This is a genomic window from Nonomuraea mangrovi (assembly GCF_042681425.1).
Taxonomy (GTDB): domain Bacteria; phylum Actinomycetota; class Actinomycetes; order Streptosporangiales; family Streptosporangiaceae; genus Nonomuraea; species Nonomuraea mangrovi.
Genome location: NZ_JBHUFV010000007.1, coordinates 173,390 through 198,339 on the forward strand (window position 1 = coordinate 173,390; position 24,950 = coordinate 198,339).

A 24,950-nucleotide genomic window follows, 5' to 3' on the forward strand; every position below is an offset into this window, starting at 1 on the left:
TTTCCGGCCATTCACCCGCCGATGCGCGTCGCACATCGTGCGGAGGAGCCCGTCACGGATGTCTCACCGTTCAGGGTGGCGTTGGCTCCTGAGCTGAAGTGGTGATCAGCTTGCCACGCCCTCACCAGAAAAGGGGAGATATCAGGCCAATTTGCTTACCGAAGAGGCGAATACGAGCATTCGGACCCGCTCCTGCCTGCGGAGACGCAAGATTTTTCGTCTGGGCGCCGTGCCCTGGCCTCGGGCATGCCGGAGCGGGCCTCCGCGCCGGTCGTGAGCGCGCGGCGCGAAGGCCCGGATACGGCGGGCGGTCAGCCCGCGAGCAGCTTGTCCGCCGGGATGATCTGGCGCGGAATGCTCGGGCTCGACCAGCGCAGTTCGGCGATGGCGTCGTAGCCCTTGTCGTAGAACTCCATCGTGATGTCGTGCGCACCCGCGCTCAGCGCGATCTGTCCGGTGTCGTCACGCTTGGAGTGGTCGGTCCAGTTGTCGACGAGCAGCGTGCCGTCCACCCACAGCCGCACGCCGTCGTCGCTGGTGGTGATGAAGGTGTAGGTCTCCGCCCTGTCGGCGACGACCCTGCCCGTCCAGCGCGCGCTGAAGGTGTCGGGCGCGATGGCAGGATCAGGGCCGCCCGAGCCCCAGTCGAAGTTCACGGTGGCGTCGATCCTGGTCACCTTGGGTCCGGTGAGGTCGAGGTTGTCGAAGTAGGTCGCCGACAGCCCCTGCTGGTCGATCACCAGGGTGGTCACCGATCCCGGGGGCAGCGTCACGGTGGACTTTCCTGCCGCGATGGCCGCGGTCCCGGCCTTGTGCGGGACCCAGGCGTCCGACGTGCTCCGCCAGATCGCCGCGGTGCCCGCGGTCACCCCGGTGAGCGCGAGGGCCGCCTCGACGGGCTCGGTGCCGACGTTGACCATGACCACGTTCTTGGCGTGGTCGGAGGCGAACACGTGCAGCTTGTCGCTGGTGGCGCCCGCCTGCACGATCGTCGTGCCGAAAGGCCTGAAGAGCCCCTCGCCGGTGTACATCCCGATGCCGTGGTAGATGGGCAGCGGGTCGCTGCGCGGGATGCCGCCCTCGCCCTTCGTGCTGGTCAGGCCGAGCTGGCCGTTCTTGTCGCCGTACTGGAAGGCGCCGGCGCCCGCGTGCAGCATCTGCCCGAGCGCCGCCGCTCCCCACACCGTGTTGAAGTGCGTCAGCGTACGGTGCCCGTCGTCGTCCTTGAAGTCGGAGTTGAACTCGCCGATCTGCAGCGGGATCGGGTGGCCGAGGATCGACTCGGCCAGGGCGCTCACCTGCTTGATGTCGGTCTCGTACGAGCGGATCACCTCACCGAGGAGCTTCTCGTCGGTGATGGGCTCGTCGCCGTTGCCGTAGTCGTGGTAGTCGAGGAAGTCGACCCGGTCGCCGGCACCCTGGAGCAGAGCCCTGATGTGGTCGAGGTCGTTCCACGCCGTGGCGGGGCCGCCCACCTTCACCGCGGGATTCTCGGCGTGCAGGGCATCAGCGATCATGGTGAAGCGCCTGGTGTACTCCGCGGCCGGCATCTCCGGCTTGTCCGGTGTGCAGGCGCAGTTGAGCTCGTTGCCCAGGATGAAGCGCTGGAGCGGCCTGCCCGTGGCGGCGAAGTGCCGGTACAGGGCCACGGCGTCGTCGCGGTTGACCTCCGCGGTCTGCCGCCCGTCCACCTGGAGGATGACGACGGGTTCGGCGCCCAGGTCCCGGATGGCGGCGATCCAGGCGTCGCCGGTCACCTCCGTGGCGCACTTGTAGCCGCCGCAGACGATGGGGCTGGCGTGGTTGCCCGGCTCCTGGTAGTGGAGCTCTATCCGCATCCGGCCGACCCCGAGCTTGCGCAGGTGGTCGCGGTGCTTGCTGTCGTTGGTGATGTACGAGCCCTCGCCGTACCCCGTGATCGAGACACCGAAGTCGGCGGGAGAGATCGTCCTGATCGGCTTGGTGAAGTCCACCGAGACGGTGGCGGCCACGGCCGCCCCCGCCGGTGCGCCCGCCGGCCAGATCACCGCGGCGGCGGCTAAACCGCTCGCGAGAACGGCGCGCAGCGTACGCCGTGCCAGTGCACTCATCCTTCTCCTGTCAGAAAAGTCCACAAGATCCCGTGGATCATGACATAGCCGGATGACCAAGGAGTTACATGTGAAGGATTTCCTGTTCGACTACTCTCCGCGACATTTCCACTACCTCGCCACTCCCGCGAACACACCGTGATCGGCCGCTGACCACGCGTTCGCGCTGCCCGGCAGGGGCGGGCTCAGGCCGGCCTCGCCTCGGGGTAGGCGCGGCGGATGTCACTGAGCGCGATCTCGGCGGCCCTGCGCATGGCGGCGACCACCTGCTCGGGCGGGTCGGCCCGCTGTACCGTGACGATGGCGGCCGCGGTGACGGCGCCCACGACCGCCCCGACCACCGCCGCCGCCGCGACCGGGTCGAGCGTGCCGGGATAGGCCTTGCCCAGCGCGTCGGCGATCGCCGTCTGCGCGTCGGCGAGCCGCTGAAGCATCCGCGCGCGCACCTCGGGAACCGACAGGATGAGCCGCACGCGCGTGTAGGCCAGGCCGCTGGCCAGCCCGGTGTCGCCGACATGGGCGATCATCTCGTCGACCGCTCGCAGGAGGAGGTCCGCGGCGTGCTCGCCGGGCGGGCGGTCCTCGACGATCCGCAGGCCGGCCGCCACCCGCTCCTCCGTGTCGGCCAGGAGCAGGTCCTCCTTGGTGGGGAAGTGAAGGAAGAAGGTCCTGGTGGACACGTCGGCGTCGGCCGCGATCCGCGCGACCGTGGTCCGCTCGTAGCCCTCGCTCTCGAACAGTTCCAGCGCCGCCGCGATCAACGCCTCGCGGGTGCGCTGCTTCTTGCGTTCCCTCAACCCCATGCCGCAACGTTACTACATGAGATGAATCAATGCATTGACTGCACTAATGCAGATGATGTAGCCATAGAGCCATGGACAAGCGCACCTATGTGGTCACCGGAGCCGCCTCGGGGATCGGCGCGGCCACCGCGACCCTCCTGACGAAGACCGGCGCGAGAGTGATCCGATGCGACCTTCGCGACGCGGACGTCGCGGCCGATCTGGCCACGCCCTCAGGACGGGATCGGCTCGTCGCCGAGGTCACCGCGGCCGCCGACGGGGTGATCGACGGACTGGTGGCCGTGGCCGGCATCGGCGCGGCCGATCCCGTCACGGTCCGGCTGAACTACTTCGGCACGATCGCCTGCCTGGAAGGCCTCCGGCCGCTGCTCACCGCCTCCGCGCGCCCGCGGGCCGCCGTCGTCTCCTCGCTGAGCGCGATCGTCGCCGCGGACGAGGCGATCGTGCGGGCCTGCCTCGCCCACGACGAGAGCGCCGCGGCCGCCGCCGCGGAGGCGGCCGTCCTCACAGGCCAGGGACGGATCGTGTACCCCTCCACCAAACGGGCGCTCGACATCTGGCTGCGCCGCACGGCCCCTGGGCCCGGCTGGGCGGGTGCGGGGATCCCGCTCAACGCGGTCGCGCCCGGCGTGGTCGACACCCCCGCCGCCCGGACCATGGTCTTCGAAGACCCCGCGACCGCCGAGGCCGTCCAGGCCATGATGCCGCAACCGCTCGGCTTCCCCGGCCCTGTCGACGCCGTGGCCTCCCTCCTCGCGTGGACCGTGAGCGAGGCCAACTCCTTCATGACCGGCCAGGTGCTGTACATCGACGGCGGCGCGGAGGCCCTCCTGCGCGGGGAGGCGACCGTCGAGGCTGGTTAGGGTGGCCCAGACCGGCCGAATCGGAAGGACCGCCCATGCTGAGCCTGACGCGGACCGACGTCGAGAGCCTGCTCGACGCGACCGACTACATCGATCTCGTCCAGGACGCCTTCGCCGCCCCGCCTGCGTTGCGTGGGACGGGAAAGGGCCGCCTGGACGCCGACGAGATCATCGTGTTCGACTCGACCGGCACCGCCGTTCAGGACGTGGCCGCCGCCCGGGCCCTCTACGCGGCGGCCCTGAGCCGTGGCGCCGGAACCGTGCTGCCCCTCTGGGACTGACCCGGCTCAGGCCGGCGGGCGACAAGCGACGGGCCGCAAGTGACGGGCGGCTCAGCCGCCGCCGTGCAGCCGCCGGCGCAGCGCGAGGTACTCCCTGCCCTCCCCGGTGATCGTCACGTAACGCCTGAGGTCGAACTCCTCGTCGCGGCCGGCGTGGTCCTGCGGGATCGCGTTCAGTCCCCTGAGGTCCGTCGGTTCGATGAACCCCATCGCGTCCAGGCGCTCCAGCTCCAGTTGCAGTTTGCGGTCCTGCCTGAACCTGACCCAGGCGGGCTCCTGCCCCGCCAGCTTGCTCAGGTGGTCCCACTCGTACTTGGTCACCACGCCGGTCAGCGCCACCCGCAGCGCCTCGACCTCGGATTCCAGCGCGCTCTGCCTGGCCTCGGCCCTGGCCAGGCGGGCGCTGACCCCGCCGGACCCGACGGACAGGTCCGTGATCGAGTAGGAGGAGGCCGACAGCCAGACGCCCGCGAGGAGGGCGAGCGCCAGGATGATCTCGGGGACGCCGAGCCTGTCGCCCTCGGGCACCAGTCCCAGCGGGACGGCCAGGACGTAGGCGAGATACGCCGCGGCGATGACCGCCGCGCAGACCATGCCCAGGCGGCGCAGCGCCGTCTCCACCATGGGTCCACCTCCGGCCGAGGAGCGGCGGCCGCCCGGCCGCCCTGCCCACAGGCTCGTCTCGCGGGGCGGCCGCGTCAACGCCTCACCCGAGTGCGGCGGCCGCATCGGGTACGCGGGTCTCGGCCAGGCGCGGCGGGCGACGGTAGCCGGTGGAGGGCGGGCGCTCGGGGATCGTCAGCCTGGCCCGCCGTACCCGCTCGTAGGGGATCGTGGACAGCAGGTGGGAGATCATGTTGATCCTGGCCCGCCGCTTGTCCTCGCTCTCCACGTCGTACCAGGGCGCCTCGGGGATGTTGGTGTGGATGAGCATCTCGTCCTTGGCCCTGGAGTACTCCTCCCATCTGGTGATCGACTCCAGGTCCATCTCCGACAGCTTCCACTGCCGCATCGGGTCGTCGAGCCGGTCGTGGAATCGCCGCTCCTGCTCCTCGTCGCTCACCGAGAACCAGTACTTGCGCAGCAGGATGCCCTCCTCAACCAGCAACCGCTCGAAGATCGGACACTGATGGAGAAACCTCGCGTACTCCTCCTGCGTGCAGAAGCCCATCACGCGCTCGACGCCGGCCCTGTTGTACCAGCTGCGATCGAACAGCACGATCTCCCCCGCGGCGGGCAGGTGCTGCACGTACCGCTGGAAGTACCACTGCGACTGCTCCCGCCCGGTGGGCGCGGGCAGCGCGACGATCCTGGCGACCCGCGGGTTGAGGTACTCGGCCACCCGCTTGATCGTGCCGCCCTTGCCCGCCGCGTCGCGTCCCTCGAAGATGACCACGACCCGCTGCCCCTCGGCGCGCACCCACTCCTGGAGTTTCACCAGCTCGCCCTGCAGGCGGAGGAGCTCTTTCCTGTACAGCTTGCCCGGCAGCCTGTCCCGTCCCATGCCTTCGGATGGTAGACGGAGCGACCTCAGCGGGCGCTGAGCGTCATGGCCGCCACGGCGAGCAGCATCACTTACTGCTGCGCGTGGCGGTGGCCGATCTGGCCGCATACGAGCGCTTCTACTCCGACCGGCTCTCCTGACTGCCGGGAGTGGCCCAGCTCACCTCCCACCTGAGGATGAAGGCGATCAAACAGGACACGGGCCTGCCCGTCGACGGCAGGTGACCGCGGGAGAAGAAGCGGCGGGCCGATCCTGCCGCCGGCCGTGTGTGACGCGGTCAGGCGCCGCGCAGGTCAGCAGCCGTCGGTCCCGCATGCCGCGCCCGTGAGTGGCCATGGCAGCGCGTCCTCGATCGCCCTGCGCAGCGCCGCGGTGTCGGGGACGCCCTCGACGCGGTGGCGCCCGTTGATGAGAATGGTCGGGACGACGGTGATCTCGTGGGCTCCGGCCTCGGCGAGCGCGGCCCTGTGCGCCTCGCCGTACGCGCCGGTGGTGAGGGCGCCGCGGTAGTCGGCCGCGGGCAGGCCGAGCTCCGCGGCCAGCCCGGTCAGGACCTCCACGTCCCCGATGTCCAGCCCTTCCTGGAAGAACGCGCGCAGCAGCCGGTCGTTGTAGGCGCCGCCGAGCCCGTGCTCCCTGGCGTACTGGTAGCCCTCGAAGGCGAGCCTGGTGTACGGCTGGGGCGACACGTCGGGTAGATGGATGGCGACGCCCATCCGGCGCGCCATCGGGTAGACCGCCCTGCGCCACACGCTCTGCAGGTAGTCGCCCTCGGGTCGCAGCGTCGGGCTCGGCTCGGCGCGCAGCTCGAACGGCATCCATTCCACCTCGACGTCCAGCCCCGCGACGGCCTCGCCGATGGGCTTCTTCGCCAGCAGACAGAACGGGCACACATAGTCGGACCAGACTCGCAGGTGGACGCTCATCGGGGGTTTCTCCAGATCGTGAAGGGGGTGTCGGCGCCGGGGATCGGCATGTGCTCGGCGGGCATGTCCCACTGCTCGGTCGGGACGGCGAACAGGCTGTAGGACGAGACGTAGTCGAAGCCCGCCTCCGCTGCGGCGTGCCGGTCGGCGGCGAAGACGACCCTGCCGATGCCCGACCACAGTGCGGCGGTGTAGCAGAGCGGGCACGGCTCACCCGAGGCCAGCAGCGTGGCGCCGGCGACGGCGCGCAGCCCGTGGCGGCCGGCGGCGTCGCGGATGGCGACGATCTCGGCGTGAGCGGTGGGGTCGCGATGGGCGCGCACCCGGTTGACGCCGGTGCCGAGGACGGTGCCGTCGGCCGCGACGACGAGGCCTGCGAACGGAATCCCGCCCGCCTCCACCTCGACGGTGGCCAGGTCGACGGTTTCGGCGAGCCGCGCCGGCAGCCAGGAGGGGTTCGTGGCATTCATTGCTTGTACATGCATATTGCTATCGTAAACCAAGGGTGCCGCGGTCGCACGCCTACCTCCGGGGTAATCGCGGTGCCGCGCCTGGCATGGCGAGAATGGGCGTCCCGATAGAGCAGACCGGAGGGGGCCAGTCATGACCGCATCCACGCGCGCCGTGGTGGAGGAGCTTCTGCGCAGGATCGGCGCGGGCGACCCCGAGCGCGTCGCCGAGCTGTACGCCGACGGCTGCGACTGGAAACTGGACTGGCCGGAGGCCGAGCACGGCAGGGCCGAGACCCCGTGGATCCGCCACCGGTCCTCGCGCGCCGACGCCGCGGAGCACTATCGGCAGCTCGGTGAGCACCACCTGCCCGAGCAGGTCGCCACCGAGATCGAGTGGATCCTGGTGGACGGCGACGACGCGGTCGTGCTCGGCGAGATCCGCCAGGCCGCACGGTCGACGGGGCGGGCCTACCGTTCGCGGTTCGCCCTGCACCTCACGATCGAGGACGGCCTGGTGACCCGGCATCACGTCTACGAGGACAGCCTGGCCGTCGCGCAGGCGTTCGCCGTGAACGACCGCTGAGCCCCACCATCCCGGCGTCCGCGCCCAGGAAGCGGTGCCGCGACGCGGGCGCGGGATGGTGGACCCGTCAGGCGGTGGTGCGGTCCATGCGCTCCAGGCGGTTCCGGACCCCGTCGAAGTGAGCGTGGACCGCCGCGTCCGCGGCCGTCCTGTCGGCGGCCAGCACGGCCGCGTAGATGTCGCGGTGCCTCCTGGCCACGTCGTCCGAGGGCTCGTCCGGCGCACCGAGGCGGTCGCGGAGCTGGTGGTAGACGTCCCAGAACGCGCCGAGCAACTGACTGACCAGCGGGTTCCCGAGCGGCCGGTAGAGCAGGTCGTGGAAGAGCCTGTCGGTCTCCGGAGAGACGACGCCCACCGCGGCCTCGGCCTCCATGCGGGCGATGACGTCGGCGACCGAGGTCAGGTCCGCCTCGGGGCCGAGGTCGATGAGCCGCTGGACCAGGCCCGCCTCGAGGATCTCGCGGATCTCCACCAGGTGGGCCAGGTGGTTCCTGCCGTCCTGCAGGGTGATGCGGCTGTGGAAGGCCAGTTCGTCGACCAGGCCCGACAGCGACATCCGGCCCACGAACATCCCGAACCCGTGGCGGATCTCGACGATCCCGACGGCCTGCAGCGCCTTGAGCGCCTCCCTGACCGAGTTACGGCTGACGCTCAGCTCTTCCATGAGCTCCGACTCGGTGGGCAGCGGGTCCCCCGCCACCAGCCCGCGCTTGAGGATGAGGTCCTTGACGCCCTCCTGGGCCTCGACCGCACGGCTCAGCCGCGCGCGCGGGACAGCGGTCATGAAGAATTCCTCTCTCATAGGCCCTTGCGTAACATTCCGGAAATCGAGTGTTGACCACAAGCAGGGTTGCCATCTAGCGTCCACTTACCGCAAACATAGGACATGGGATGTCCCACGTTCTACCCCCCAGGAGGAATCCGTGAGCTCTGATTTCAGCCGCCGCGACTTCCTGCGTTACAGCGGAGCTACGGGTGCGGCGGCGTTCATCGCGGCCACCCTCTCCGCCTGCAGCGGAGGCCCCGCCTCGACCGGCTCGGTCGGCTCGGGAACGAACAAGGACCTGATCACCGCTGTCATCGGGTACGGCAACGACCAGAGCTGGGACCCGACGCAGACCGCCTCCGCCTTCGCGATGGCCGGCATCAGCCACATCTACGAAGGCCTGCTCGACACCGACCCGATCACCCGGGAGCCGTACCCCGCGCTGGCGACCGCGCTGCCCGCCGACGTGAACGCCACCTCGTGGAAGTTCACCCTGCGCGAGGGCGCGAAGTGGCACGACGGCCGGCCGGTCACCGCCGACGACGTGATCTTCACCTTCGAGAGGGTCCTCGACCCCGAGGCCAACGTGCTGGTCGGCAACTTCTTCAAGTCCTGGCTGCAGGAGGTCAAGAAGATCGACGACCGCAACGTGGAGCTGGTCTTCAAGTTCCCGTTCCCCGACGCCGCGCCCAGGCTGACCATCGCCAAGATCATGCCCAAGCACGTCTTCAGCCAGCCCGGCGCCTGGGACGCGGCCAAGAGCGGCAAGGCCGTCGGCTCGGGGCCATACCGGCAGACCGCGCACAACCCCAAGTCGAACACCTCCTTCGAGGCGTTCGCCGACTACAACGGGCCGCGTCCCGCCACCGCCAAGAAGATGAACTGGCTGACGATCGTGGACGCCGCCGCCAGGGTGGCCAAGATCTCCGGCGGCTCGGCGGAGGCGCAGATCGCCGACAACATCCCGTACGCCAACGTCGAGCAGCTCAAGCAGCAGGGGCTGACGGTCGAGGGCGGCGCCGGCATGAACCACATGTTCCTGATGTTCAACACCGGCACCAAGCCGTTCGACGACGTCCGCGTCCGGCAGGCGCTGCACTACGCGATCGACAAGAAGAAGATGATCGACGTGGCGCTGAAGGGCCACGGCACCGCCTCCAGCTCCTTCCTCAACGAGGGCCACCCCGACCACAAGCGCGCCTCGGTCGTCTACGACTACGACCCCGACAAGGCCAAGGCGCTGCTCAAGGAGGCGGGCGTCACCAACCTGACGATCAACCTCATGTCCGTCAACGTGAGCTGGATCGTCGACTGCCTGCCCACCATCGCCTCGTCGTGGGAGGCCATCGGCGTCAAGACCACGCTGGAGCCGCAGGACACCGCGGCGCTGTTCACCAAGATGGACCAGTTCCAGGACTACCAGGTGGTCGCGGCGGCCTCGAACCCGAACCAGTTCGGCATGGACCCCGACCTGATCATGCGCTACAACTACGTGGCCGGCGGGCTCTGGATGAAGTACGCCCACTACGACGGCGGCAAGGACGCCAAGGCGCTGTTCGCGATGATGGACAAGGCGACCGAGGAGCCCGACAAGGCCAAGAAGACCGAGGCGGTCCACGCCTACCTGGACGTCATCGCCGAGCAGGCCGTGCTCTACCCCGTCGTCCACACCGAGCTGATGACCGCCTGGGATCCGAAGAAGCTGTCGGGCGTCCGCGCGCAGCCGTACCCGGGCATCAACATGCTCCAGGCCAAGCGCGTCTGAGCCGCCATGGTCCTCATCGCCAGAATGCTCGTCAGGCGGGTCCTCATCCTGGTCCCGTTGCTGCTCGGCGTCGTCGCGTTCGTGTTCGTCGTGATGCGCTTCTCCAACAGCAAGCCGGAGTACGCCTACTTCCAGGGCGCGAACCCGACCGCCGAGCAGATCCGCCAGTTCCAGCTGGAGAACGGCCTGCTCGACCCGCTGCCCGTGCGCTACCTCCGCTTCGTCGCCGACCTGCTCCAGGGCGACATGGGCACCAGCGTCCTGACCAAGAAGCCGGTGATCGAGTCGGTCACGACGGCGCTGCCGCTGACCCTCCAGCTCACCTTCCTCGGCCTGACCGTGGCGGTCGTGCTCGCGCTGGTGTTCGGCGTCACGGGCGCGCTGTTCAGGGACCGCTGGCCCGACCAGCTGATCCGCATGGTGTCGCTGGTCGGGGTGGCGGCCCCGGCGTTCTGGCTGGCGCTGCTGATGATCCAGTGGCTGGCCGTGGGCGAGGGGTTGTTCCCGACCGGCGGCTACATCAATCCCGCCGACTCCGTGAGCGGCTGGCTGCGGTCGATGACGCTGCCCGCCCTGTCGCTGTCTCTGCCGGTGGCCGCCCAGCTCACCCGCATCATCCGGACCTCGATGGTGGAGGAGCTGGACAGGGACTACGTGCGCACCGCGATCGGCAGCGGGCTCCCGCCGATCGTGGTGGTCGGCAGGAACGTGCTGCGTAACGCCCTGATCAACCCGCTGACCGTGCTCGGCCTGCGCATCGGCTACCTCATCGGCGGCACGGTCGTCATCGAGCAGATCTACGGCCTGCCCGGCATGGGCCAGCTCATGATCAACGCGGTGCGCGACGGCGACCCCGCGGTCGTCCAGGGCGTGGTGCTGACCATCGCCGTCGGCTTCATGGTCGTCAACCTCGTGGTCGACGTCCTCTACCTGCTGGTCAACCCCCGGCTCAGGAGCACCTCATGAGACGAGGACTGGCGGACCGCCTGTCCGGACGCGACGTGGGTTTCAGGCGGCTGCGGCCGCTCTCGTGGGCGGCGGTCGCGATCATCGCGCTGGTGGTACTGGCGGCCGTACTCGCGCCGCTGATCGCGCCGCACTCGCCGTACTTCCAGGAGACCGCCGGCGGCGGCCCCTCCGCCGAGCACTGGATGGGACTCGACAGCGCCAACCGCGACATCCTGTCCAGGCTCCTGTACGGCGCGCGGTGGTCGCTGATCATCGGCCTCGGCGCCACGGCGCTGGCCCTGGTGGCCGGCGCCGTCATCGGCGCCGTCGCCGCCACCTCCCGGAAGGCGGCCGACGAGACGATCATGCGGGTGCTCGACGTGATCATGGCCTTTCCAGGAATCGCGCTGGCCGCGGTGCTGGTGGCCGTGTTCGGCGGCAGCATCCCCGTGCTGGTCATGGCGATGGCCTTCCTCTACATGCCGTCGGTGGCCAGGGTCGTGCGGGCCAACGTGCTGGCGCAGTACGGCGAGGACTACGTGGCCGCCGAACGGATCATCGGCGCCCGCACCCCGCACATCCTCATCAGGCACGTCGCCGTCAACTGCGCGGCGCCCGTACTGGTGTTCTGCACGGTGATGGTGGCCGACGCGATCGTGTTCGAGGCGTCGCTGTCGTTCATCGGCGCGGGCGTGCGCCCGCCGAACCCCTCGTGGGGAAGCGTCATCGCCGACGGCAAGAACCTGGTGCTGCTCGGCGGCTGGTGGGCCACGGTCTTTCCCGGCCTGCTGATCCTCGTCACCGTGCTGGCGCTGAACATCCTGTCCGAGGGCATCTCCGACGCGTGGGCCGCCCCCGCCACCCGCAAGGCGTCCACCAGGAAGGACGACGCCTTCGAGCAGGCCGAGCCCGGCACGGGCCAGATCACCGAGCTGCCGGGGCTGGCCGAGGCCGCGCTCAGGCTGGCCGAGCGCGCCCGCCCGCTGCCGCAGGGGCCGCCGATCCTGACCGTGCGCGACCTGCGGATCGCGTTCGACGCGAGCGTGGACATCGTCGACGGCATCTCCTTCGACGTCCGGCGTGGCGAGGTGCTGGGCCTGGTCGGCGAGTCGGGCTGCGGCAAGTCGCTCACGGCGCTGACCGTCATGGGCCTGCAACCGCGCAACGCACGCGTCAACGGCGAGATCGTCTTCGACGGCAGGCCGCTCCTGACGATGTCACGAACCTCGCGCAGGCGGCTGCTCGGCCACGACATGGCGATGATCTACCAGGACGCGCTGTCGTCGCTGAACCCGGCCATGACCATCAAGGCCCAGCTCAAGCAGGTCACCCGCCGTGGCGGCCGCCGCTCGCCCGCCGCATTGCTGGAGCTGGTCGGCCTGGACGCGCGCAGGACCCTCTCCTCCTACCCACACGAGCTGTCCGGCGGCCAGCGGCAGCGGGTGCTCATCGCGATGGCGCTGTCACGCGACCCCAAGCTGATCGTCGCCGACGAGCCCACCACCGCGCTCGATGTGACCGTCCAGGCGCAGGTCATCGAGCTGCTGTTGAAGCTGAGGGAGGAGCTGGGCTTCGCGCTCATCCTCGTCTCGCACGACCTCGCGCTGGTCGCCGACGTCACCGACCGGGTGGTCGTCATGTACGGCGGGCAGATCGTCGAGGCGGGGGCGACCGCGACCCTGGTGGCCGCGCCCGCCCACCACTACGCGCGCGGCCTGCTCGGCTCGGTGCTGTCGCTGGAGTCGGGGGCCGAGCGGCTCACGCAGATCCGCGGCGTGGTCCCCTCGCCCGCCGACTTCCCCGCAGGATGCCGGTTCGCCGATCGCTGCCCGATGGCCACGCAGGTGTGCAGGACCGAAGCCCCGGCGCTGGAGGGCGACGCCGGCCTGCACACCGTGGCCTGCCACCATCCGGCGGTCGTCCTCGTGGGAAGTGAGCGACATGCTTGAGCTGAAGGACGTGCACGTCGTGCACAAGGCGCGCTCGGGCGGAGTGTTCTCCCGCGATCGCGTCCACGCGCTGACCGCCGCCGACCTGACCATCGGCCGCGGCGAGACCGTGGGCGTCGTGGGCGAGTCGGGCTGCGGCAAGTCGACGCTGGCCAAGGTGCTGGTCGGGCTGCAGCGGCCCACGTCGGGGACGGCCTCCTTCCTCGGCAGGGATCTGTGGTCGCTGAAGGAGTCGGAGCGGCGGGCACTGGTCGGCTCCAGCATCGGGATGATCTTCCAGGACCCTTCCACGGCGCTGAACCGGCGGCTGCCGATCAGGCAGGTGCTGCGCGACCCGCTCGACGTGCACAGGCGCGGCACCCCTGCCGAGCGCGACGCCCGCGTGCGGGAGCTGCTCGACCTGGTCGGCCTGCCCGCGAGCGTCGCCGACGTGCTGCCCAGCCAGCTGTCCGGCGGGCAGCGCCAGCGTGTGGCCGTGGCCAGGGCGCTCGCCCTCGAGCCCACGCTGCTCATCGCCGACGAGCCCACCAGCGCGCTCGACGTGTCGGTGCGGGCGCAGATACTCAACCTGCTGCTCGACCTGAAGGAACGCCTCGGGCTGGCGCTGGTGTTCGTCTCGCACGACATCCAGACGGTGCGCAGGATGAGCGACCGCGTGGTCACCATGTACCTCGGCAGGATCGTCGAGCAGACGCCCGCCCATGCCGTACCCCTGCGGGCGCGGCATCCGTACACCAGGGCGTTGTTCTCGGCCACGCCGGGACTGATCTCGCCGATCAACCCGATTCCGCTGGTCGGCTCGGTGCCGTCGGCGACCAGGCCGCCGAGCGGCTGCCCCTTCCGCACCCGCTGCTGGCGGGCGGACGAGGTGTGCGGGGCCGCGTGGCCCGCCGCTCGAAGCGATGACGACCACCTGTTCCACTGCCACCACCCGGTGGCGGCGGGAGCGACCGACCTCGAACTGATCCAGGAGCGCGCATGACGACATCCGATATCGCCGGGTCCGCGACATTGACCGGGGTGATCCCCCCGGTGTGCACCCCCTTGACCCCCGATCATCAGGTGGACACCGCCTCGCTCACCCGGCTGGTCGACCATCTCCTCGCGGGCGGGGTGGACGCCCTGTTCGTGCTCGGCTCCTCGTCGGAGGTCGCCTACCTGCCGGACGCGCAGCGCAAGGTCGTGCTCGACACGGTGACGGGGCACGTGGGCGGGCAGGTGCCCGTGCTGGCCGGAGTGATCGACATGACCACACCACGGGTGCTCGAACACGTCCGTGTGGCCGTCGAGGCGGGCGCGGCAGGGGTGGTGGCCACGGCGCCGTTCTACACGCGCACCCATCCCACCGAGATCCGCACCCATTTCCGGATGATCGCGGACGCGGCGGAGGTACCGGTCTATGCCTATGACCTGCCGGTCTCCGTGCACACCAAGCTGAGCGCGTCGTTGTTGCTGGAGTTGGCGGACGAGGGCGCGCTGGCGGGAGTGAAGGACTCCAGCGGTGACGACGGCGGCCTGCGCCAGGTCATCATGGGCAGGAAGGCGCCGTTCAGCGTGCTGACCGGCTCCGAGGTGACCGTCGACTCGGCGCTGTGGATGGGCGCCGACGGCGTGGTGCCGGGGCTGGGCAACGTGGACCCGCACGGCTACGTCCGGTTGTTCGGGTCGGCGGCGCGAGGAGACTGGGAGGCGGCCAGGAAGGAGCAGGAGCGGCTGGTCCGCCTCTTCGAGATCATCCAGGTGGGCGGCGCGCGCATGGGCGGCAGCTCCTCCGGCCTGGGCGCCTTCAAGGCGGCGCTGCATCTGCGGGGGGTCATCGACTGCCCGGCCACCGCCCTGCCGCAGGTCCCCCTGAACGACGACGAGGTCGCCCAGATCGGCATGCTCCTGGCCGCGGCCGGCCTGCTGTAGGCCGCCGGCGGCGGATCTCGGCCGCCACGGCGTCGGCGAGGGCCCCGTTCAGGGCATGAGGACCTCGGCACCTCGATCGAGTGGTACGACCGTCGCGGGCCTGCTCATCACGATCTCGCTGGTCGGCGTGTACTGCACGGCCCGCCTCAGGCGGCAGGAGAGTCCGGTCATCACCCCCGCCTGACACACAATGTTCTGCTGTGAGAACCCGATCGCTTCCATCGGGAGACAGCAGGCATGACACGAACACCACCGGCGGAGACGGTCGAGGCGGACGACGCCGAGCTGATCCGCCGGTCCCATGACGACCCCGAACAGTTCGCGACGCTGTTCGACCGCTATGTCCGGCAGATCCACCGCTACGTCGCCAGGCGACTCGGCACCCAGGTGGCCGACGACATCGCGGCCGAGACCTTCCTGATCGCCTTCCGCCGCCGCGCGGCCTACGACGTCACGCAGCCGCTGGCCAGGCCGTGGCTGTACGGCATCGCGACCACCCTCATGGCCAGGCATCGGCGCGACGAGGAGCGCTTCCTTCGCGCGCTGAGCCGTACAGGAATGGACCCGCTACCCGAGCCGATGGCCGACACGGTCATCGGCCGCGTCGCCGCGCAGGAGGAGGACCGCCGCATCGCGGGGGCGCTGGCGGGCCTGTCCCAGGGCGATCGTGACGTGCTGTTGCTCGTGGCCTGGGAGGACCTGGCCTACGAGGAGGTGGCTCAGGCGCTCGGCGTGCCGATCGGCACGGTCCGCTCGCGTCTGCACAGGGCGCGCAGGAAGACCAGGGCCGCCCTCGGGGGCGCCGATCCGACGAGAGAGGTCGCGTGATGGACGAGATCAGACAGTTCCGCGGATCCACGCCGGTGATGACGCGTGAGGCGGAGGACGCGGCCCGCAGCCGGCTGCTGAGGGAGATGCGCGATCCGGCCCTGGCACTGGCACCTGCGCCGGCCTCGGTGAAGCGGCGCAGACGGCCGCGCCTGGCGTGGCGGCTCGGCCTCGCCGCCGCGGCGGCGGTGGCGATCGCCGGGGGCATGACCGTCGTGCGCGGCGCCGACCATCCCGCCACCGTCACCGTCGCCAGCGTCCAGGAACTCGGCGAGCGGGCAGCCGAGGCCTCCGAGGCCGACCCCGACGGTGTCGTTCCCTCGCCGGGCCAGTGGCGCTACTGGAAGATCACGCGCGCCACACAGATCTCCGAGCCGCGGCCCGAGATGGATCCGATCAAGCGCGAGACCGTGGAAGGCTGGGACAGCCTGGACGGCAGGCAGACGGCGTACATCGACGAGACGGGCAAGATCGCCATCGAGCAGATCGTCCAGGACTTCGAAGACGTCGTGGAGGACGTCCCCCGCGTCTCGGGCGCCGACCTCGCCCAGGAGCCCGTCACTCCCGAGGGGGTGCTCGCGAAGGTGACGGAGATCGTCGAGAAGGCCCCTGCGTCCCCGTTCGGGGGCGACGCCTCCAAGCAGCAGCTGGTGTTCCAGGCGATCCTCAACCTCATGAGCCAGGAGCCGCTCACGCCCGAGGCGCGTGCCGCGCTGTTCCGCGCGTTGCCGATGATCGAGGGGGTGACGCTCAAGCAGGACGCCGTCGACGCGGCGGGCCGCGGCGGGGTCGCCTTCGCCTTCGCGGGGGAGACGGAGCGCCTCGAGATCATTCTGAGCTCGGAGGATTTCAGGTTCCTCGGAACCTACAGCGAGACGCTCACGGAGCAGTACCACAACCAGGGGATCGGCCTGGTGAAGCCGGGCTCCATCATGGGATGGACCGCGCAGCTCGGGGTCGGGGTCGTCGACAAGCCGGGCGACCGCCCCTAGCGAAGCCTCAGGGGCCTTCGGGAGCGGGATCGGCCATGCGATGCTCCGGGAGGCCCCTGATGATCATCTCGATGGCGGTCTCGTAGGTCTCGTCCGCCTGGTCGGCGGAGATGTGCCCGAGCGTCTCGGCCAGCAGGAGTCCGGAGACGAACCCGTGCAGCACGTCCGCGGTCCGCCACCGCTTGTCCTCCGGCACGCCCGCCGCGGGCATGATCCTGAACAGCACGTCCCACAGTCCGCCCTCCTTCGGCTCGATGACCTCAGGATGGTTGTGCACGTACGTCCACAGGGCGGGCTGGGTGCGGGCCAGCCTGCGATAGGCGTGGGCGAGCGCGCGGAGCTGGTCCTGCCACGGCCTGCCGTCATCGGGCGGCAGGCCGAGGAACGGGGCGACGTTGCCGAGGCAGACCTCCCTGATGAGCTCCGTCTTGTTCGCCACGTGGTGATAGAGCGACATCGGGTTGACGTCGAGCTCGGCGGCGAGCTTGCGCATCGACAGGGACTCCACGCCGCCCGCCTCGATCAGCCGGAGTGCGGTGGACCTGATCTCCTCGACCGTCAGGGGCGTGCCCCTCCGTGCGCTCACTGCCATACAGCGTATGGTAGCGTCAGCCATACGGTGTATGGCTACGCATGGAGCACTCATGAAGGCGATTCCCGCCCCGCAAGGACTGCCGCTGCTCGGCAACACGCTGCAGATGCCGAGCCGAGCCCCCATCCTGTTCCTGGAAGAGATGGCAGGCAGGTACGACGAGGGCATCTTCCAGCTCGACCTCGTCGGCCGCAGGGTCGTGTTCGTCCACGACCCCGATCTGGTGGCGGAGGTGTGCGACGAGACCCGCTTCTACAAGGGCATCAACCCTCCGCTGTCGATCGTGCGCGACTTCGCCGGCGACGGACTGTTCACCGCCAGGCACGACGAGCCGGTCTGGGGCCACGCGCACCGCATCCTGATGCCCGCGTTCAGCCAGCGCTCGATGAAGGCCTACTACCCGCAGATGCTCGAGGTGGCCGAGCAGCTCATCGCCTCATGGAGCCGGCGCCAGGGCGAGGACCTGCACGTGCCGGACGACATGACCAGGCTCACGCTGGACGTCATCTCGCTGACCGGGTTCGGCTACCGGTTCAACTCCTTCGACTCCCCCGAGCTGCACCCGTTCCTGCGGGCGATGGGCGGCGCGCTGACCGAGGCCATGCACCGCAACCGGCAGCTTCCCTTCGTCACCAAGCTCAAGCGCAAGAACGAGGAGGCCTACCAGCACGACATCAAGGTCATGCGCGACCTCGTCGACGACGTGATCAGGCAGCGCCGGTCCACGGGAGCGGGCGGCGCCAAGGACCTGCTCGGCCTCATGCTGGAGGCCTCCGACCCGAAGAGCGGCGAGCGGCTGTCGGACGAGAACATCCGGAACCAGGTGCTCACCTTCCTCATCGCGGGACACGAGACGACCAGCGGCCTGCTGTCGTTCGCCCTGTACAACCTGCTGCGCGACCCGCACGCGCTGGCCCTGGCGTACGACGAGGTGGACAGGCTGCTGCCCGGCGACGAGCCGCCCTCCTACGAGACCGTCATGAAGCTGGACGTGATCCCGCGGATCCTGGAGGAGACGCTGAGGATCTGGTCCCCCATCCCCGCGTTCGCCGTGAACGCCTTCGCCGACGACAGCATCGGCGGCTACCCCGTGGCCAAGGACCAGCCGGTCGTCGTGCTCCTGCCGCCGCTGCACAGGAACCCGAAGGCGTGGGAGCGGCCGGACGAGTTCGACATCGACCGCTGGCTGCCCGAGCAGAAGGCACAGCACCACCCGGGCGGCTACAAGCCGTTCGGCAACGGCGAGCGGGCCTGCATCGGGCGCCAGTTCGCGCTGACCGAGGCACGGCTCGCGCTGGCGATGATCCTGCGCCGCTTCGCGATCTCCGACCCCTCCGTCTACCGGATGAAGATCAAGCAGACGCTCACTCTCAAGCCTGACGAGTTCACGATCAGGGTCCGTGAGCGCAGGGCACACGAGCGCGCCGCGGCCGTCGCGCAACCCGTCGAGCAGGCCGAGCAGCAGGACGTCGCGGTCACCGGCGTGCCGCTCACCGTCGCCTACGGTTCGAACCTCGGCACCTGCCAGGACCTCGCCGAACGATTCGCCGAGCGGGCGGGCCGGTCGGGCTTCAGCGTCACGCTGACGACGCTGGACGAGCTCCAGCCGCCCGCCGAGGGCCTGCTGCTGGTGATCGCCTCGTCCTACAACGGCAAGGCGCCCGACAACGCCCAGCGCTTCGACGCGCTGGAGGAGCTGCCCGACCTGTCCGGGGTACGGCTGGCGCTGCTCGGCTGCGGCAACACCCAGTGGCCCACCTATCAGGACTTCCCGCGCCGCGCCTTCGGCAAGCTCACCGCGGCCGGCGCCGTTCCGCTCGTCGAGCGGGGCGAGGCGGACGCGGACGGCGACTTCGACGGCGACGTGTCGACCTGGACGGCGAAGCTGTGGGCGGCGATGGCCGAGGAGTACAGCGCGTCGGCCGCCGACGCGGGACAGCGCTACGAGATGGACGTGCTCACCGAGGCGGAGGTCAGGCCCGCCGTCGTGTCGGCCAGGGCGGTGCCGCTGAAGGTCGTCGTCAACAAGGAGCTGACCGGCGACCCCGAGGGGCTGTGGGACTTCTCCGTCGAGCAGCCGCGGCCCGGCGTGCGCTCGATCGTCGCCGAACTGCCCGAGGGCGTCGCCTACGAGCCGGGCGACCACCTGGCGGTGTTCGCCAAGAACGACCCCGAGCTCGTCGAGTGGGCGCTGCGCACCCTGCGGGTGCCGAGGGACCAGGTCGTCAGGCTGCGCGCGCACGGCCCCACCCACCTGCCCGTGGACACGCCGGTGACGGCCGGCCTGCTGCTCACCGAGTTCGCCGAACTGCAGGAGGTGGCCACGCGCGCCGACCTGGACGCGCTGGCCGCCCACACCGCCTGCCCATGGACCACGGGACAGCTGGCCGAGCTGTCGGCCACCTACGCCGACGAGGTGCTCGCCAAGCGGCTGTCGGTGCTCACGCTGCTGGAGCGCTTCCCCGCGGTGGAGCTGCCGCTGGCGGTGTTCCTGGAACTCGCGGGGCCGATCAGGCCGCGCTACTACTCGATCTCCTCCTCGCCGCTGGCCGAGCCGGGCCGGGTGCGGATCACCGTCGGCCTGGTGGAGGGACCCGCGTGGTCCGGCAGCGGCGCCTACCGCGGCATGTGCTCGGCCTACCTGGCGGGGCTGGCCGAGGGCGAGGTCTTCTACGGCTACATCAGGGTGCCCGCGCCGCCGTTCAGGCTGCCGGAGGACCCGAGCACGCCGGTCATCCTGGTCGGTCCAGGGACGGGGTTCGCGCCGCTGCGCGGGTTCCTGGAGCAGCGGGCCCTGACCGGGGCCGCCGGCAGGGCCGAGGTGTTCACCGGCTGCCGCCACCCCGACCATGACCTGCTGTACCGGCAGGAGGTGGAGGCGTGGGCGGCGGCCGAGGGGGTGCGCCTGCACACCGCGTTCTCGGCCGTACCCGGCCACCCCTACCGCTTCGTCCAGGACGCCGTCGCGGCGCAGGCCGACGCGGTGTGGGAACTGCTCCAGCGGGGCGCGCACGTCTACGTCTGCGGTGACGGGCTGCGCATGGCGCCTGCCGTACGGCGGGCGCTGCTGGAGATCCACCGCGAGAAGACGGGCGCGGACGGCGAGGCCTGGCTGGCCGGACTCGAGCGGCAGGGCCGCTACCAGCAGGACGTGTTCGCCTGATCCGGGACAGGCGGCCCGCACGTGGTGGCCGGTCGTCCCGCGGCCGGCCTCGCACGACCACAGGCCGACCGCCACGGGGCCGGCTTCCTCTCGCGGATCACTCCTCCGTCGCGGACGGCAGCGCGCGCAGCCTGGTGACGGGGGAGGCGACGAGCCCGACGACGACGAGGGCCGAGCCGGCCGCGGCCATGGTCAGCGCGGCCCTGGCTCCGACGTGCCCGGCCAGCAGTCCCGCCGACAGCCCGCCGAGCGCCCCGCCGCCGAACAGCAGCGTTCTGAACACCGCCGTCATCCGCCCCATCATCGACTGAGGGGTGAGGGCCTGGCGCAGGCTGACGATGATGACGCCCGCGACGCCGAGCCCGAGGTAGGTGGTGAAGAAGGACAGCACGAACATCCCGATCATCACCGGCTCCGGTCCGGCGGCCGGCACGATCAGCGCAGGACCGAGAAGCAGGGCCGACTGGGCGACCAGGTAGACGCGGCCGATCGGGAACCGGCCGATGACCCTGCCCGAGATCGCCGCGCCGACGAGGCCGCCGACCGAGGCCATGGCGAAGACGCCGCCGAGGGTCGTGGAGGACAGGTGCAGGTCGCGCGTGCCGTACAGGAGGAACATCGTCCACACGGTGACCATGGAGAAGTTGCAGCAGAAGCCGATGAGCGCCAGCGCGCGCAGCACCCGGTCGCCGAACACCCAGCGCAGGCCGTCGCGCAACTCGGTCAGCGCGTGCCGCCTGGCGGCGGGGCGCGGCCGGGGCTCGGGCGTGCGGATCAGCAGCAGCGAGACCACCGAGAGGGCGTAGGAGAAGGCGTCCACGACCAGCGCCACCGGCGCGGTCAGGGCGGAGACCAGCATGCCCGCGACGCCGGGACCCGCCACGTCGGCGGCGGAGGAGCTGATGCTCATCTTCGCGCCTGCCTCCACGTAGCGTTTCGGGCTCCTGACCAGGACCGGCACGTAGGACATCCAGCTCACGTCGAACACGACCGACGCGACGCCGATGGCGCACGCGATGACCATCAGCGTGACCAGGTTCAGCGCCTGCCACCAGTACAGAAGCACCACGAGGGCGAGCAGGGTCATCCTGGCGAGGTTGGCGGCGAGCATGAGCGGCTTGCGCCTGGCCCTGTCGCTCCACACTCCGATCAGCAGGGCGAGCCCGAGGTAAGGGGCCAGCTGGAGGAAACGCAGGATCCCCACCTGCTCGTCGGTGGCGTCGAAGGCGAGGATGGCGGCGAGCGGTAACGCCAGGTTCGTCACCTGGGCGCCGAGCAGCGACACGGTCTCGCCGATCCAGAAGGTGAGGAAGTCGCGGTCCCGCCAGAGGCTGCGCTCCAGCAGCGGTTCTGGTCTACCTGTAGAAGCGCTACCATGTGGTTCCATGTCAGACAGTAGCACTTCCGCCGATCTGGTCACCAGCCTGCGCGGGCTGCTGGCCGGGCTGTCGCCGGGCGACCGCCTGCCGACCAGCAGGGAGCTGACCCAGCGCTTCAAGGTCGGCCCCGGCACCGTCGCCAGGGCGATCGCCGCGCTGGCCGCCGAGGGCGCCGTGGTCACCCGCCCGGGCAGCGGCACCTACGTGGCCCACCGCTCCGGCAGGGGAACAGGCGAGCTGCCCGACATGTCCTGGCAGGCGGTGGCGCTGGCCGGACGCGACTTCGACACGGCCAACGCCGCCGAGGCCGTCCAGCCCCTTCCCGAGGGTGGGATCGCGATGGCGGGCGGCTACCTGCACGAGTCGCTCCAGCCGACCAGGGCGCTGGGCGCCGCGCTGGCGCGGGCCGCGCGCCGCCCCGACGCGTGGCACCGCGCGCCGACGGCAGGGCTCGCCCCGCTTCGCGCGATCTTCGCCAGGCCGGCGGGCGGCGGGGTGAACCCCGACGACGTCCTCATCACCGGAGGCGGGCAGGGCGCCCTGTCGATGCTGTTCAGGGCGATCGCCGCACCCGGCAGCCCTGTCCTGATGGAGTCGCCCACCTACCCCGGCGCGCTGGCCGCGGCGAGAGCGGCTGGGCTGCGTCCCGTGCCCGTCCCCATGGACGACGAGGGCATCCGGCCCGACCTGCTGGCCGACGCGTTCGCCATGACGGGCGCCCGCCTGCTGTACTGCCAGCCGACGTTCCACAATCCGACCGGCACCGTGCTCGCGCCCGCCAGGCGCGGCCAGGTCGTCGACGTGGCCCGCGCCGCCGGCGCCTTCCTCATCGAGGACGACTTCGCCAGGCACCTCGGCCACAGCAGGCAGGTGCCGCGCCCGCTGGTGGCCGACGATCGCGACGGCACGGTGGTGCACGTCACGTCGCTGACCAAGCCCGCGTCGCCGAGCCTGCGCATCGGCGCGGTGATCGCCAGGGGCCCTGTCATGCGGCGGCTGCAGGGCATGCGGTTCGTCGACGACTTCTTCGTCACCCGGCCCCTGCAGGAGGCGGCCGTCGAGCTGGTGAGCACCCCTGCGTGGGACCGGCACCTGCGGGAGCTGTCGGCGGCGCTGCGGGAGCGCTGCGCGGTGCTCGCCGACGCACTCGCCCGCGAGGTCCCCGAATGGACGCTGACCGGGTTCCCCTCGGGCGGGCTCCACCTGTGGGTCGAGCTCCCGCAGGGAAGCCAGGACGCCGTGATGGCCGACGCCGCCCGCGCCTACGGCGTGGCCGTCAACGCCGGCGGCCGCTACTTCCCCGCCGAACCGCCTGGCGCCTACCTGCGGCTCGGCTTCGCGGCCGCCGCCGACACCGCCGAACTGGTCGAGGGCGCCCGCCGCCTCGGCGCCGCGGTCCGCGACGGGTCGTGAAGGACGGGTCCTGCGACGCGATGGTCCGGGCGGCGTGATCACGTCGCCCGGACGCCGAGCAGGTCAGGCCCAGCCCACAGGGAAGGCGCCCCCGCCCTTCGGGCAGGGGCGCCGGCAGGTCCCGGCTACTTCGGCGGGCACTTCACGGTGTAGGAGATCTCCTTCACCGGCTTGTTGTGGTTGAGCACCTCGAAGCGGGCGGTGCCGCTGACGGCCACCTGATGCGTCCCGCCGACGATCCTGGTCGTCCCCTTGCCGAGGGCCTTCTTGAGCTCGAAGGAGCGCCCGCCGACAGTCCAGCGGTACTCCACCTCACCGGCGCGGTCCAGGGTCAGCGTCACGTCCACCGCGACCCGCGGCGACTCGGCGCAGCCGGGGTCGGGGTAGCTGACGTAGTGGTCGATCTTGTCGATGCGCACGGCGACGGCCGGGGACTCGGCCAGGCACTTGAGGACGAACGTCCGCTCGGCGGGCTCGGATGGCCCGCCTTCGACCATGAGCCCGAGGGTGTGGGTCCCGGACTGCTGGTCGCCCAGCGAGAACGTGCCGAGTACGTACTGGACGCGCGTGCCGTTGTCGGCCGGGATGTCGACCTGCTGCTTCTTCCAGGGCGTGCCGTCCAGGATCCACCAGTAGGTGATCGTGACCGCGGGTCCGCCAGGCAGTTGGAGGTGGCCCCAGGCGTTGTACTGGACGGGCGCCGTGCAGGTGCCCTCGTAGTCGCCGGGAGACATCTCCGGGATGGTGACCACGGGCTTCGGCTTCGGCGGCTCCGTCGGCTTCGGGCCTGGGGTGGACTGCGTGGGACGGGGGGTGGAGCCTGGCCCGGGCTCCGGCGAGACGCCCGTGCAGGTCACCTGGTAGGCGGCGCGGCCCGAGTCGTGCCCTGCCGTCACCTGGATGGCCTTCCATCCGCTGGTGGAGCTGCCCACGGTGAGCGGCAGCGTGACCTGCCTGAGGCGAGGGCCGCCCGCGGGGAAATCGAGGTACTCCACGGGCCCCTCCCCCTGAGCGCTGTCGACCCACCGGTACGCCACGCGGGCCGGAGTCCTGGACACCTGGACGGTGCCGGTGAAGCGCACGATCGCCGGGCAGACGCCGTTGTAGGCCGGCGGCGTGACGTCCACGTCCGCGGCGGCGACGAGCGGCCCGCTCGCGCGAGCGGGAAGCAGGTGGGTCGCGTCGTACAGTTGGGCCGGGCCGTCGCAGCGGACGCTGAAGTGGGCCTTGCGCGACAGGCCTGCGCGGCCGAGGACCTCGACGGCCTGCCAGCCCGTCACGGACTCCTCGAACGTCAGCCGGTCCCTGACCACGACCTTCCGGCCACCGCTGACCGTGAAGCTCCTGATCGCTCCCTTGGACCCGTCGCCACGCACCCAGCGATAGCGAACGGTTCCGCGGCCCTTGGCGGCCAAGGTCGCCGAGAAGCCGAGCGTGGTGGGGCAGGCGCCGGAGCGCTTCGAGGGGGTGGCGTTGACCTTGGTGACCGTCACGTCGACGGCCGGCGCGGCCACGGCAGGGGGAGCCAGCAGCCCGCCGAGCAAGAGTACGCCCAGCAGCAACGCTGTCCTCTTCATGGGGTTGTGCCTTTCTAGCGAGAAGGGCACAACGTACGCGGCGTCACTGGAGTCCCACTGGTATCTGACTTGTGGCCGTCTCAGGACCGCCGGATCATCCGACGGTCAGCATTCGATGACGTTGACCGCCAGACCACCCCGCGACGTCTCCTTGTACTTGTCCAA

General features: G+C 70.6%; 24 protein-coding genes. 14 read left to right on the top strand and 10 right to left on the bottom strand.

Going from position 1 to position 24,950, the window contains the following annotated elements:
• Positions 1 to 311 precede the first annotated feature (311 nt).
• Positions 312 to 2,090, bottom strand: a complete 1,779-nt coding sequence (locus ACFSKW_RS06260; RefSeq protein WP_379570094.1) for a PA14 domain-containing protein — start codon at positions 2,088 to 2,090, stop codon at positions 312 to 314.
• 185 nt (positions 2,091 to 2,275) lie between these two features.
• The gene (locus ACFSKW_RS06265) at positions 2,276 to 2,893 is read right to left on the bottom strand and encodes a TetR/AcrR family transcriptional regulator (protein WP_379570096.1); all 618 of its coding nucleotides are present in this window, start codon (positions 2,891 to 2,893) and stop codon (positions 2,276 to 2,278) included.
• Positions 2,894 to 2,964: 71 nt separating this feature from the next.
• Between ACFSKW_RS06265 and ACFSKW_RS06270 the strand changes: the two genes are divergently transcribed.
• Both ACFSKW_RS06270 and ACFSKW_RS06275 read left to right on the top strand, forming a co-directional pair.
• Complete coding sequence (locus ACFSKW_RS06270; protein WP_379570098.1) at positions 2,965 to 3,756, top strand: SDR family oxidoreductase; 792 nt, start codon at positions 2,965 to 2,967, stop codon at positions 3,754 to 3,756.
• A gap of 35 nt (positions 3,757 to 3,791) precedes the next feature.
• Positions 3,792 to 4,037 (top strand): hypothetical protein, encoded by a 246-nt coding sequence (locus tag ACFSKW_RS06275; RefSeq protein ID WP_379570100.1) that lies wholly within the window; start codon positions 3,792 to 3,794, stop codon positions 4,035 to 4,037.
• A gap of 51 nt (positions 4,038 to 4,088) precedes the next feature.
• On the opposite strand, the gene ACFSKW_RS06280 is transcribed toward ACFSKW_RS06275, so the two are convergent.
• Entirely contained in the window at positions 4,089 to 4,661 is a 573-nt protein-coding gene (locus ACFSKW_RS06280; RefSeq protein WP_379570102.1) for a hypothetical protein, read from the bottom strand.
• 82 nt (positions 4,662 to 4,743) lie between these two features.
• Complete coding sequence (gene ppk2 / locus ACFSKW_RS06285) at positions 4,744 to 5,541, bottom strand: polyphosphate kinase 2 (protein ID WP_379570104.1); 798 nt, start codon at positions 5,539 to 5,541, stop codon at positions 4,744 to 4,746.
• Positions 5,542 to 5,549: 8 nt separating this feature from the next.
• On the opposite strand from ppk2, the gene ACFSKW_RS06290 reads away from it, so the two are divergent.
• Positions 5,550 to 5,681: a hypothetical protein gene (locus ACFSKW_RS06290; protein WP_379570106.1), complete on the top strand. Its 132-nt coding sequence runs from the start codon at positions 5,550 to 5,552 to the stop codon at positions 5,679 to 5,681.
• 153 nt (positions 5,682 to 5,834) lie between these two features.
• On the opposite strand, the gene ACFSKW_RS06295 is transcribed toward ACFSKW_RS06290, so the two are convergent.
• Together ACFSKW_RS06295 and ACFSKW_RS06300 are read right to left on the bottom strand one after the other, a co-directional pair.
• Positions 5,835 to 6,467, bottom strand: coding sequence for a DsbA family oxidoreductase (locus tag ACFSKW_RS06295; RefSeq protein WP_379570108.1), 633 nt, complete (start codon positions 6,465 to 6,467; stop codon positions 5,835 to 5,837).
• The gene (locus ACFSKW_RS06300; protein WP_379570110.1) at positions 6,464 to 6,952 is read right to left on the bottom strand and encodes a nucleoside deaminase; all 489 of its coding nucleotides are present in this window, start codon (positions 6,950 to 6,952) and stop codon (positions 6,464 to 6,466) included. Before ACFSKW_RS06300 ends, ACFSKW_RS06295 begins: the two co-directional genes overlap by 4 nt.
• 118 nt (positions 6,953 to 7,070) lie before the next feature.
• On the opposite strand from ACFSKW_RS06300, the gene ACFSKW_RS06305 reads away from it, so the two are divergent.
• On the top strand, positions 7,071 to 7,502 hold the full coding sequence (locus ACFSKW_RS06305; protein ID WP_379570111.1) for a nuclear transport factor 2 family protein: 432 nt from the start codon (positions 7,071 to 7,073) through the stop codon (positions 7,500 to 7,502).
• Between the two features lie 67 nt (positions 7,503 to 7,569).
• Here ACFSKW_RS06305 and ACFSKW_RS06310 read toward each other — a convergent pair whose 3' ends face one another.
• Positions 7,570 to 8,286: a FadR/GntR family transcriptional regulator gene (locus ACFSKW_RS06310; RefSeq protein ID WP_379570113.1), complete on the bottom strand. Its 717-nt coding sequence runs from the start codon at positions 8,284 to 8,286 to the stop codon at positions 7,570 to 7,572.
• Between the two features lie 139 nt (positions 8,287 to 8,425).
• On the opposite strand from ACFSKW_RS06310, the gene ACFSKW_RS06315 reads away from it, so the two are divergent.
• Genes ACFSKW_RS06315 through ACFSKW_RS06350 form a run of 8 tightly spaced genes read left to right on the top strand, consistent with a single transcriptional unit; the run spans position 8,426 to position 16,661 of the window.
• A complete protein-coding gene (locus tag ACFSKW_RS06315; RefSeq protein WP_379570115.1) occupies positions 8,426 to 10,033 on the top strand; it encodes an ABC transporter substrate-binding protein in 1,608 nt (535 codons plus the stop codon).
• Positions 10,034 to 10,039: 6 nt separating this feature from the next.
• The gene (locus ACFSKW_RS06320) at positions 10,040 to 10,999 is read left to right on the top strand and encodes an ABC transporter permease (protein ID WP_379570117.1); all 960 of its coding nucleotides are present in this window, start codon (positions 10,040 to 10,042) and stop codon (positions 10,997 to 10,999) included.
• On the top strand, positions 10,996 to 12,930 hold the full coding sequence (locus ACFSKW_RS06325; RefSeq protein WP_379570119.1) for a dipeptide/oligopeptide/nickel ABC transporter permease/ATP-binding protein: 1,935 nt from the start codon (positions 10,996 to 10,998) through the stop codon (positions 12,928 to 12,930). The genes ACFSKW_RS06320 and ACFSKW_RS06325 overlap by 4 nt, the downstream gene beginning before the upstream one ends.
• A complete protein-coding gene (locus tag ACFSKW_RS06330) occupies positions 12,923 to 13,912 on the top strand; it encodes an ABC transporter ATP-binding protein (RefSeq protein WP_379570121.1) in 990 nt (329 codons plus the stop codon). Before ACFSKW_RS06325 ends, ACFSKW_RS06330 begins: the two co-directional genes overlap by 8 nt.
• On the top strand, positions 13,909 to 14,841 hold the full coding sequence (locus ACFSKW_RS06335; RefSeq protein ID WP_379570123.1) for a dihydrodipicolinate synthase family protein: 933 nt from the start codon (positions 13,909 to 13,911) through the stop codon (positions 14,839 to 14,841). Before ACFSKW_RS06330 ends, ACFSKW_RS06335 begins: the two co-directional genes overlap by 4 nt.
• A 55-nt stretch (positions 14,842 to 14,896) precedes the next feature.
• Entirely contained in the window at positions 14,897 to 15,025 is a 129-nt protein-coding gene (locus tag ACFSKW_RS06340; protein ID WP_379570125.1) for a hypothetical protein, read from the top strand.
• A gap of 53 nt (positions 15,026 to 15,078) precedes the next feature.
• Positions 15,079 to 15,669 (top strand): RNA polymerase sigma factor, encoded by a 591-nt coding sequence (locus ACFSKW_RS06345; RefSeq protein WP_379570127.1) that lies wholly within the window; start codon positions 15,079 to 15,081, stop codon positions 15,667 to 15,669.
• Positions 15,669 to 16,661: a CU044_5270 family protein gene (locus tag ACFSKW_RS06350; RefSeq protein ID WP_379570129.1), complete on the top strand. Its 993-nt coding sequence runs from the start codon at positions 15,669 to 15,671 to the stop codon at positions 16,659 to 16,661. Before ACFSKW_RS06345 ends, ACFSKW_RS06350 begins: the two co-directional genes overlap by 1 nt.
• 7 nt (positions 16,662 to 16,668) lie before the next feature.
• On the opposite strand, the gene ACFSKW_RS06355 is transcribed toward ACFSKW_RS06350, so the two are convergent.
• Complete coding sequence (locus tag ACFSKW_RS06355; RefSeq protein WP_379570131.1) at positions 16,669 to 17,253, bottom strand: TetR/AcrR family transcriptional regulator; 585 nt, start codon at positions 17,251 to 17,253, stop codon at positions 16,669 to 16,671.
• 52 nt (positions 17,254 to 17,305) lie between these two features.
• On the opposite strand from ACFSKW_RS06355, the gene ACFSKW_RS06360 reads away from it, so the two are divergent.
• Positions 17,306 to 20,416, top strand: a complete 3,111-nt coding sequence (locus ACFSKW_RS06360; protein ID WP_379570133.1) for a bifunctional cytochrome P450/NADPH--P450 reductase — start codon at positions 17,306 to 17,308, stop codon at positions 20,414 to 20,416.
• 97 nt (positions 20,417 to 20,513) lie between these two features.
• On the opposite strand, the gene ACFSKW_RS06365 is transcribed toward ACFSKW_RS06360, so the two are convergent.
• Positions 20,514 to 21,803 carry an MFS transporter gene (locus ACFSKW_RS06365; RefSeq protein WP_379570135.1) on the bottom strand — a complete coding sequence of 430 codons (1,290 nt, stop codon included), beginning with the start codon at positions 21,801 to 21,803 and terminating at the stop codon, positions 20,514 to 20,516.
• On the opposite strand from ACFSKW_RS06365, the gene ACFSKW_RS06370 reads away from it, so the two are divergent.
• Positions 21,802 to 23,208, top strand: a complete 1,407-nt coding sequence (locus ACFSKW_RS06370) for an aminotransferase-like domain-containing protein (RefSeq protein WP_379570137.1) — start codon at positions 21,802 to 21,804, stop codon at positions 23,206 to 23,208. The genes ACFSKW_RS06365 and ACFSKW_RS06370 overlap by 2 nt on opposite strands.
• 125 nt (positions 23,209 to 23,333) lie before the next feature.
• On the opposite strand, the gene ACFSKW_RS06375 is transcribed toward ACFSKW_RS06370, so the two are convergent.
• On the bottom strand, positions 23,334 to 24,785 hold the full coding sequence (locus ACFSKW_RS06375; RefSeq protein WP_379570139.1) for a hypothetical protein: 1,452 nt from the start codon (positions 24,783 to 24,785) through the stop codon (positions 23,334 to 23,336).
• Positions 24,786 to 24,950: the final 165 nt, after the last annotated feature.

Coding starts and splice junctions, on each gene's coding strand:
- ACFSKW_RS06265 (WP_379570096.1), bottom strand. CDS start 2,893: ATGGGGTTGAGGGAACGCAAGAAGCAGCGCACCCGCGAGGCGTTGATC.
- ACFSKW_RS06310 (WP_379570113.1), bottom strand. CDS start 8,286: ATGACCGCTGTCCCGCGCGCGCGGCTGAGCCGTGCGGTCGAGGCCCAG.
- ACFSKW_RS06355 (WP_379570131.1), bottom strand. CDS start 17,253: ATGGCAGTGAGCGCACGGAGGGGCACGCCCCTGACGGTCGAGGAGATC.
- ACFSKW_RS06280 (WP_379570102.1), bottom strand. CDS start 4,661: ATGGTGGAGACGGCGCTGCGCCGCCTGGGCATGGTCTGCGCGGCGGTC.
- ACFSKW_RS06335 (WP_379570123.1), top strand. CDS start 13,909: ATGACGACATCCGATATCGCCGGGTCCGCGACATTGACCGGGGTGATC.
- ACFSKW_RS06375 (WP_379570139.1), bottom strand. CDS start 24,785: ATGAAGAGGACAGCGTTGCTGCTGGGCGTACTCTTGCTCGGCGGGCTG.
- ACFSKW_RS06270 (WP_379570098.1), top strand. CDS start 2,965: ATGGACAAGCGCACCTATGTGGTCACCGGAGCCGCCTCGGGGATCGGC.
- ACFSKW_RS06305 (WP_379570111.1), top strand. CDS start 7,071: ATGACCGCATCCACGCGCGCCGTGGTGGAGGAGCTTCTGCGCAGGATC.
- ACFSKW_RS06360 (WP_379570133.1), top strand. CDS start 17,306: ATGAAGGCGATTCCCGCCCCGCAAGGACTGCCGCTGCTCGGCAACACG.
- ACFSKW_RS06345 (WP_379570127.1), top strand. CDS start 15,079: ATGACACGAACACCACCGGCGGAGACGGTCGAGGCGGACGACGCCGAG.
- ACFSKW_RS06320 (WP_379570117.1), top strand. CDS start 10,040: ATGGTCCTCATCGCCAGAATGCTCGTCAGGCGGGTCCTCATCCTGGTC.
- ACFSKW_RS06275 (WP_379570100.1), top strand. CDS start 3,792: ATGCTGAGCCTGACGCGGACCGACGTCGAGAGCCTGCTCGACGCGACC.
- ACFSKW_RS06365 (WP_379570135.1), bottom strand. CDS start 21,803: ATGGAACCACATGGTAGCGCTTCTACAGGTAGACCAGAACCGCTGCTG.
- ACFSKW_RS06325 (WP_379570119.1), top strand. CDS start 10,996: ATGAGACGAGGACTGGCGGACCGCCTGTCCGGACGCGACGTGGGTTTC.
- ACFSKW_RS06330 (WP_379570121.1), top strand. CDS start 12,923: ATGCTTGAGCTGAAGGACGTGCACGTCGTGCACAAGGCGCGCTCGGGC.
- ACFSKW_RS06290 (WP_379570106.1), top strand. CDS start 5,550: ATGGTAGACGGAGCGACCTCAGCGGGCGCTGAGCGTCATGGCCGCCAC.
- ppk2 (WP_379570104.1), bottom strand. CDS start 5,541: ATGGGACGGGACAGGCTGCCGGGCAAGCTGTACAGGAAAGAGCTCCTC.
- ACFSKW_RS06260 (WP_379570094.1), bottom strand. CDS start 2,090: ATGAGTGCACTGGCACGGCGTACGCTGCGCGCCGTTCTCGCGAGCGGT.
- ACFSKW_RS06350 (WP_379570129.1), top strand. CDS start 15,669: ATGGACGAGATCAGACAGTTCCGCGGATCCACGCCGGTGATGACGCGT.
- ACFSKW_RS06370 (WP_379570137.1), top strand. CDS start 21,802: ATGTCAGACAGTAGCACTTCCGCCGATCTGGTCACCAGCCTGCGCGGG.
- ACFSKW_RS06340 (WP_379570125.1), top strand. CDS start 14,897: ATGAGGACCTCGGCACCTCGATCGAGTGGTACGACCGTCGCGGGCCTG.
- ACFSKW_RS06300 (WP_379570110.1), bottom strand. CDS start 6,952: ATGCATGTACAAGCAATGAATGCCACGAACCCCTCCTGGCTGCCGGCG.
- ACFSKW_RS06295 (WP_379570108.1), bottom strand. CDS start 6,467: ATGAGCGTCCACCTGCGAGTCTGGTCCGACTATGTGTGCCCGTTCTGT.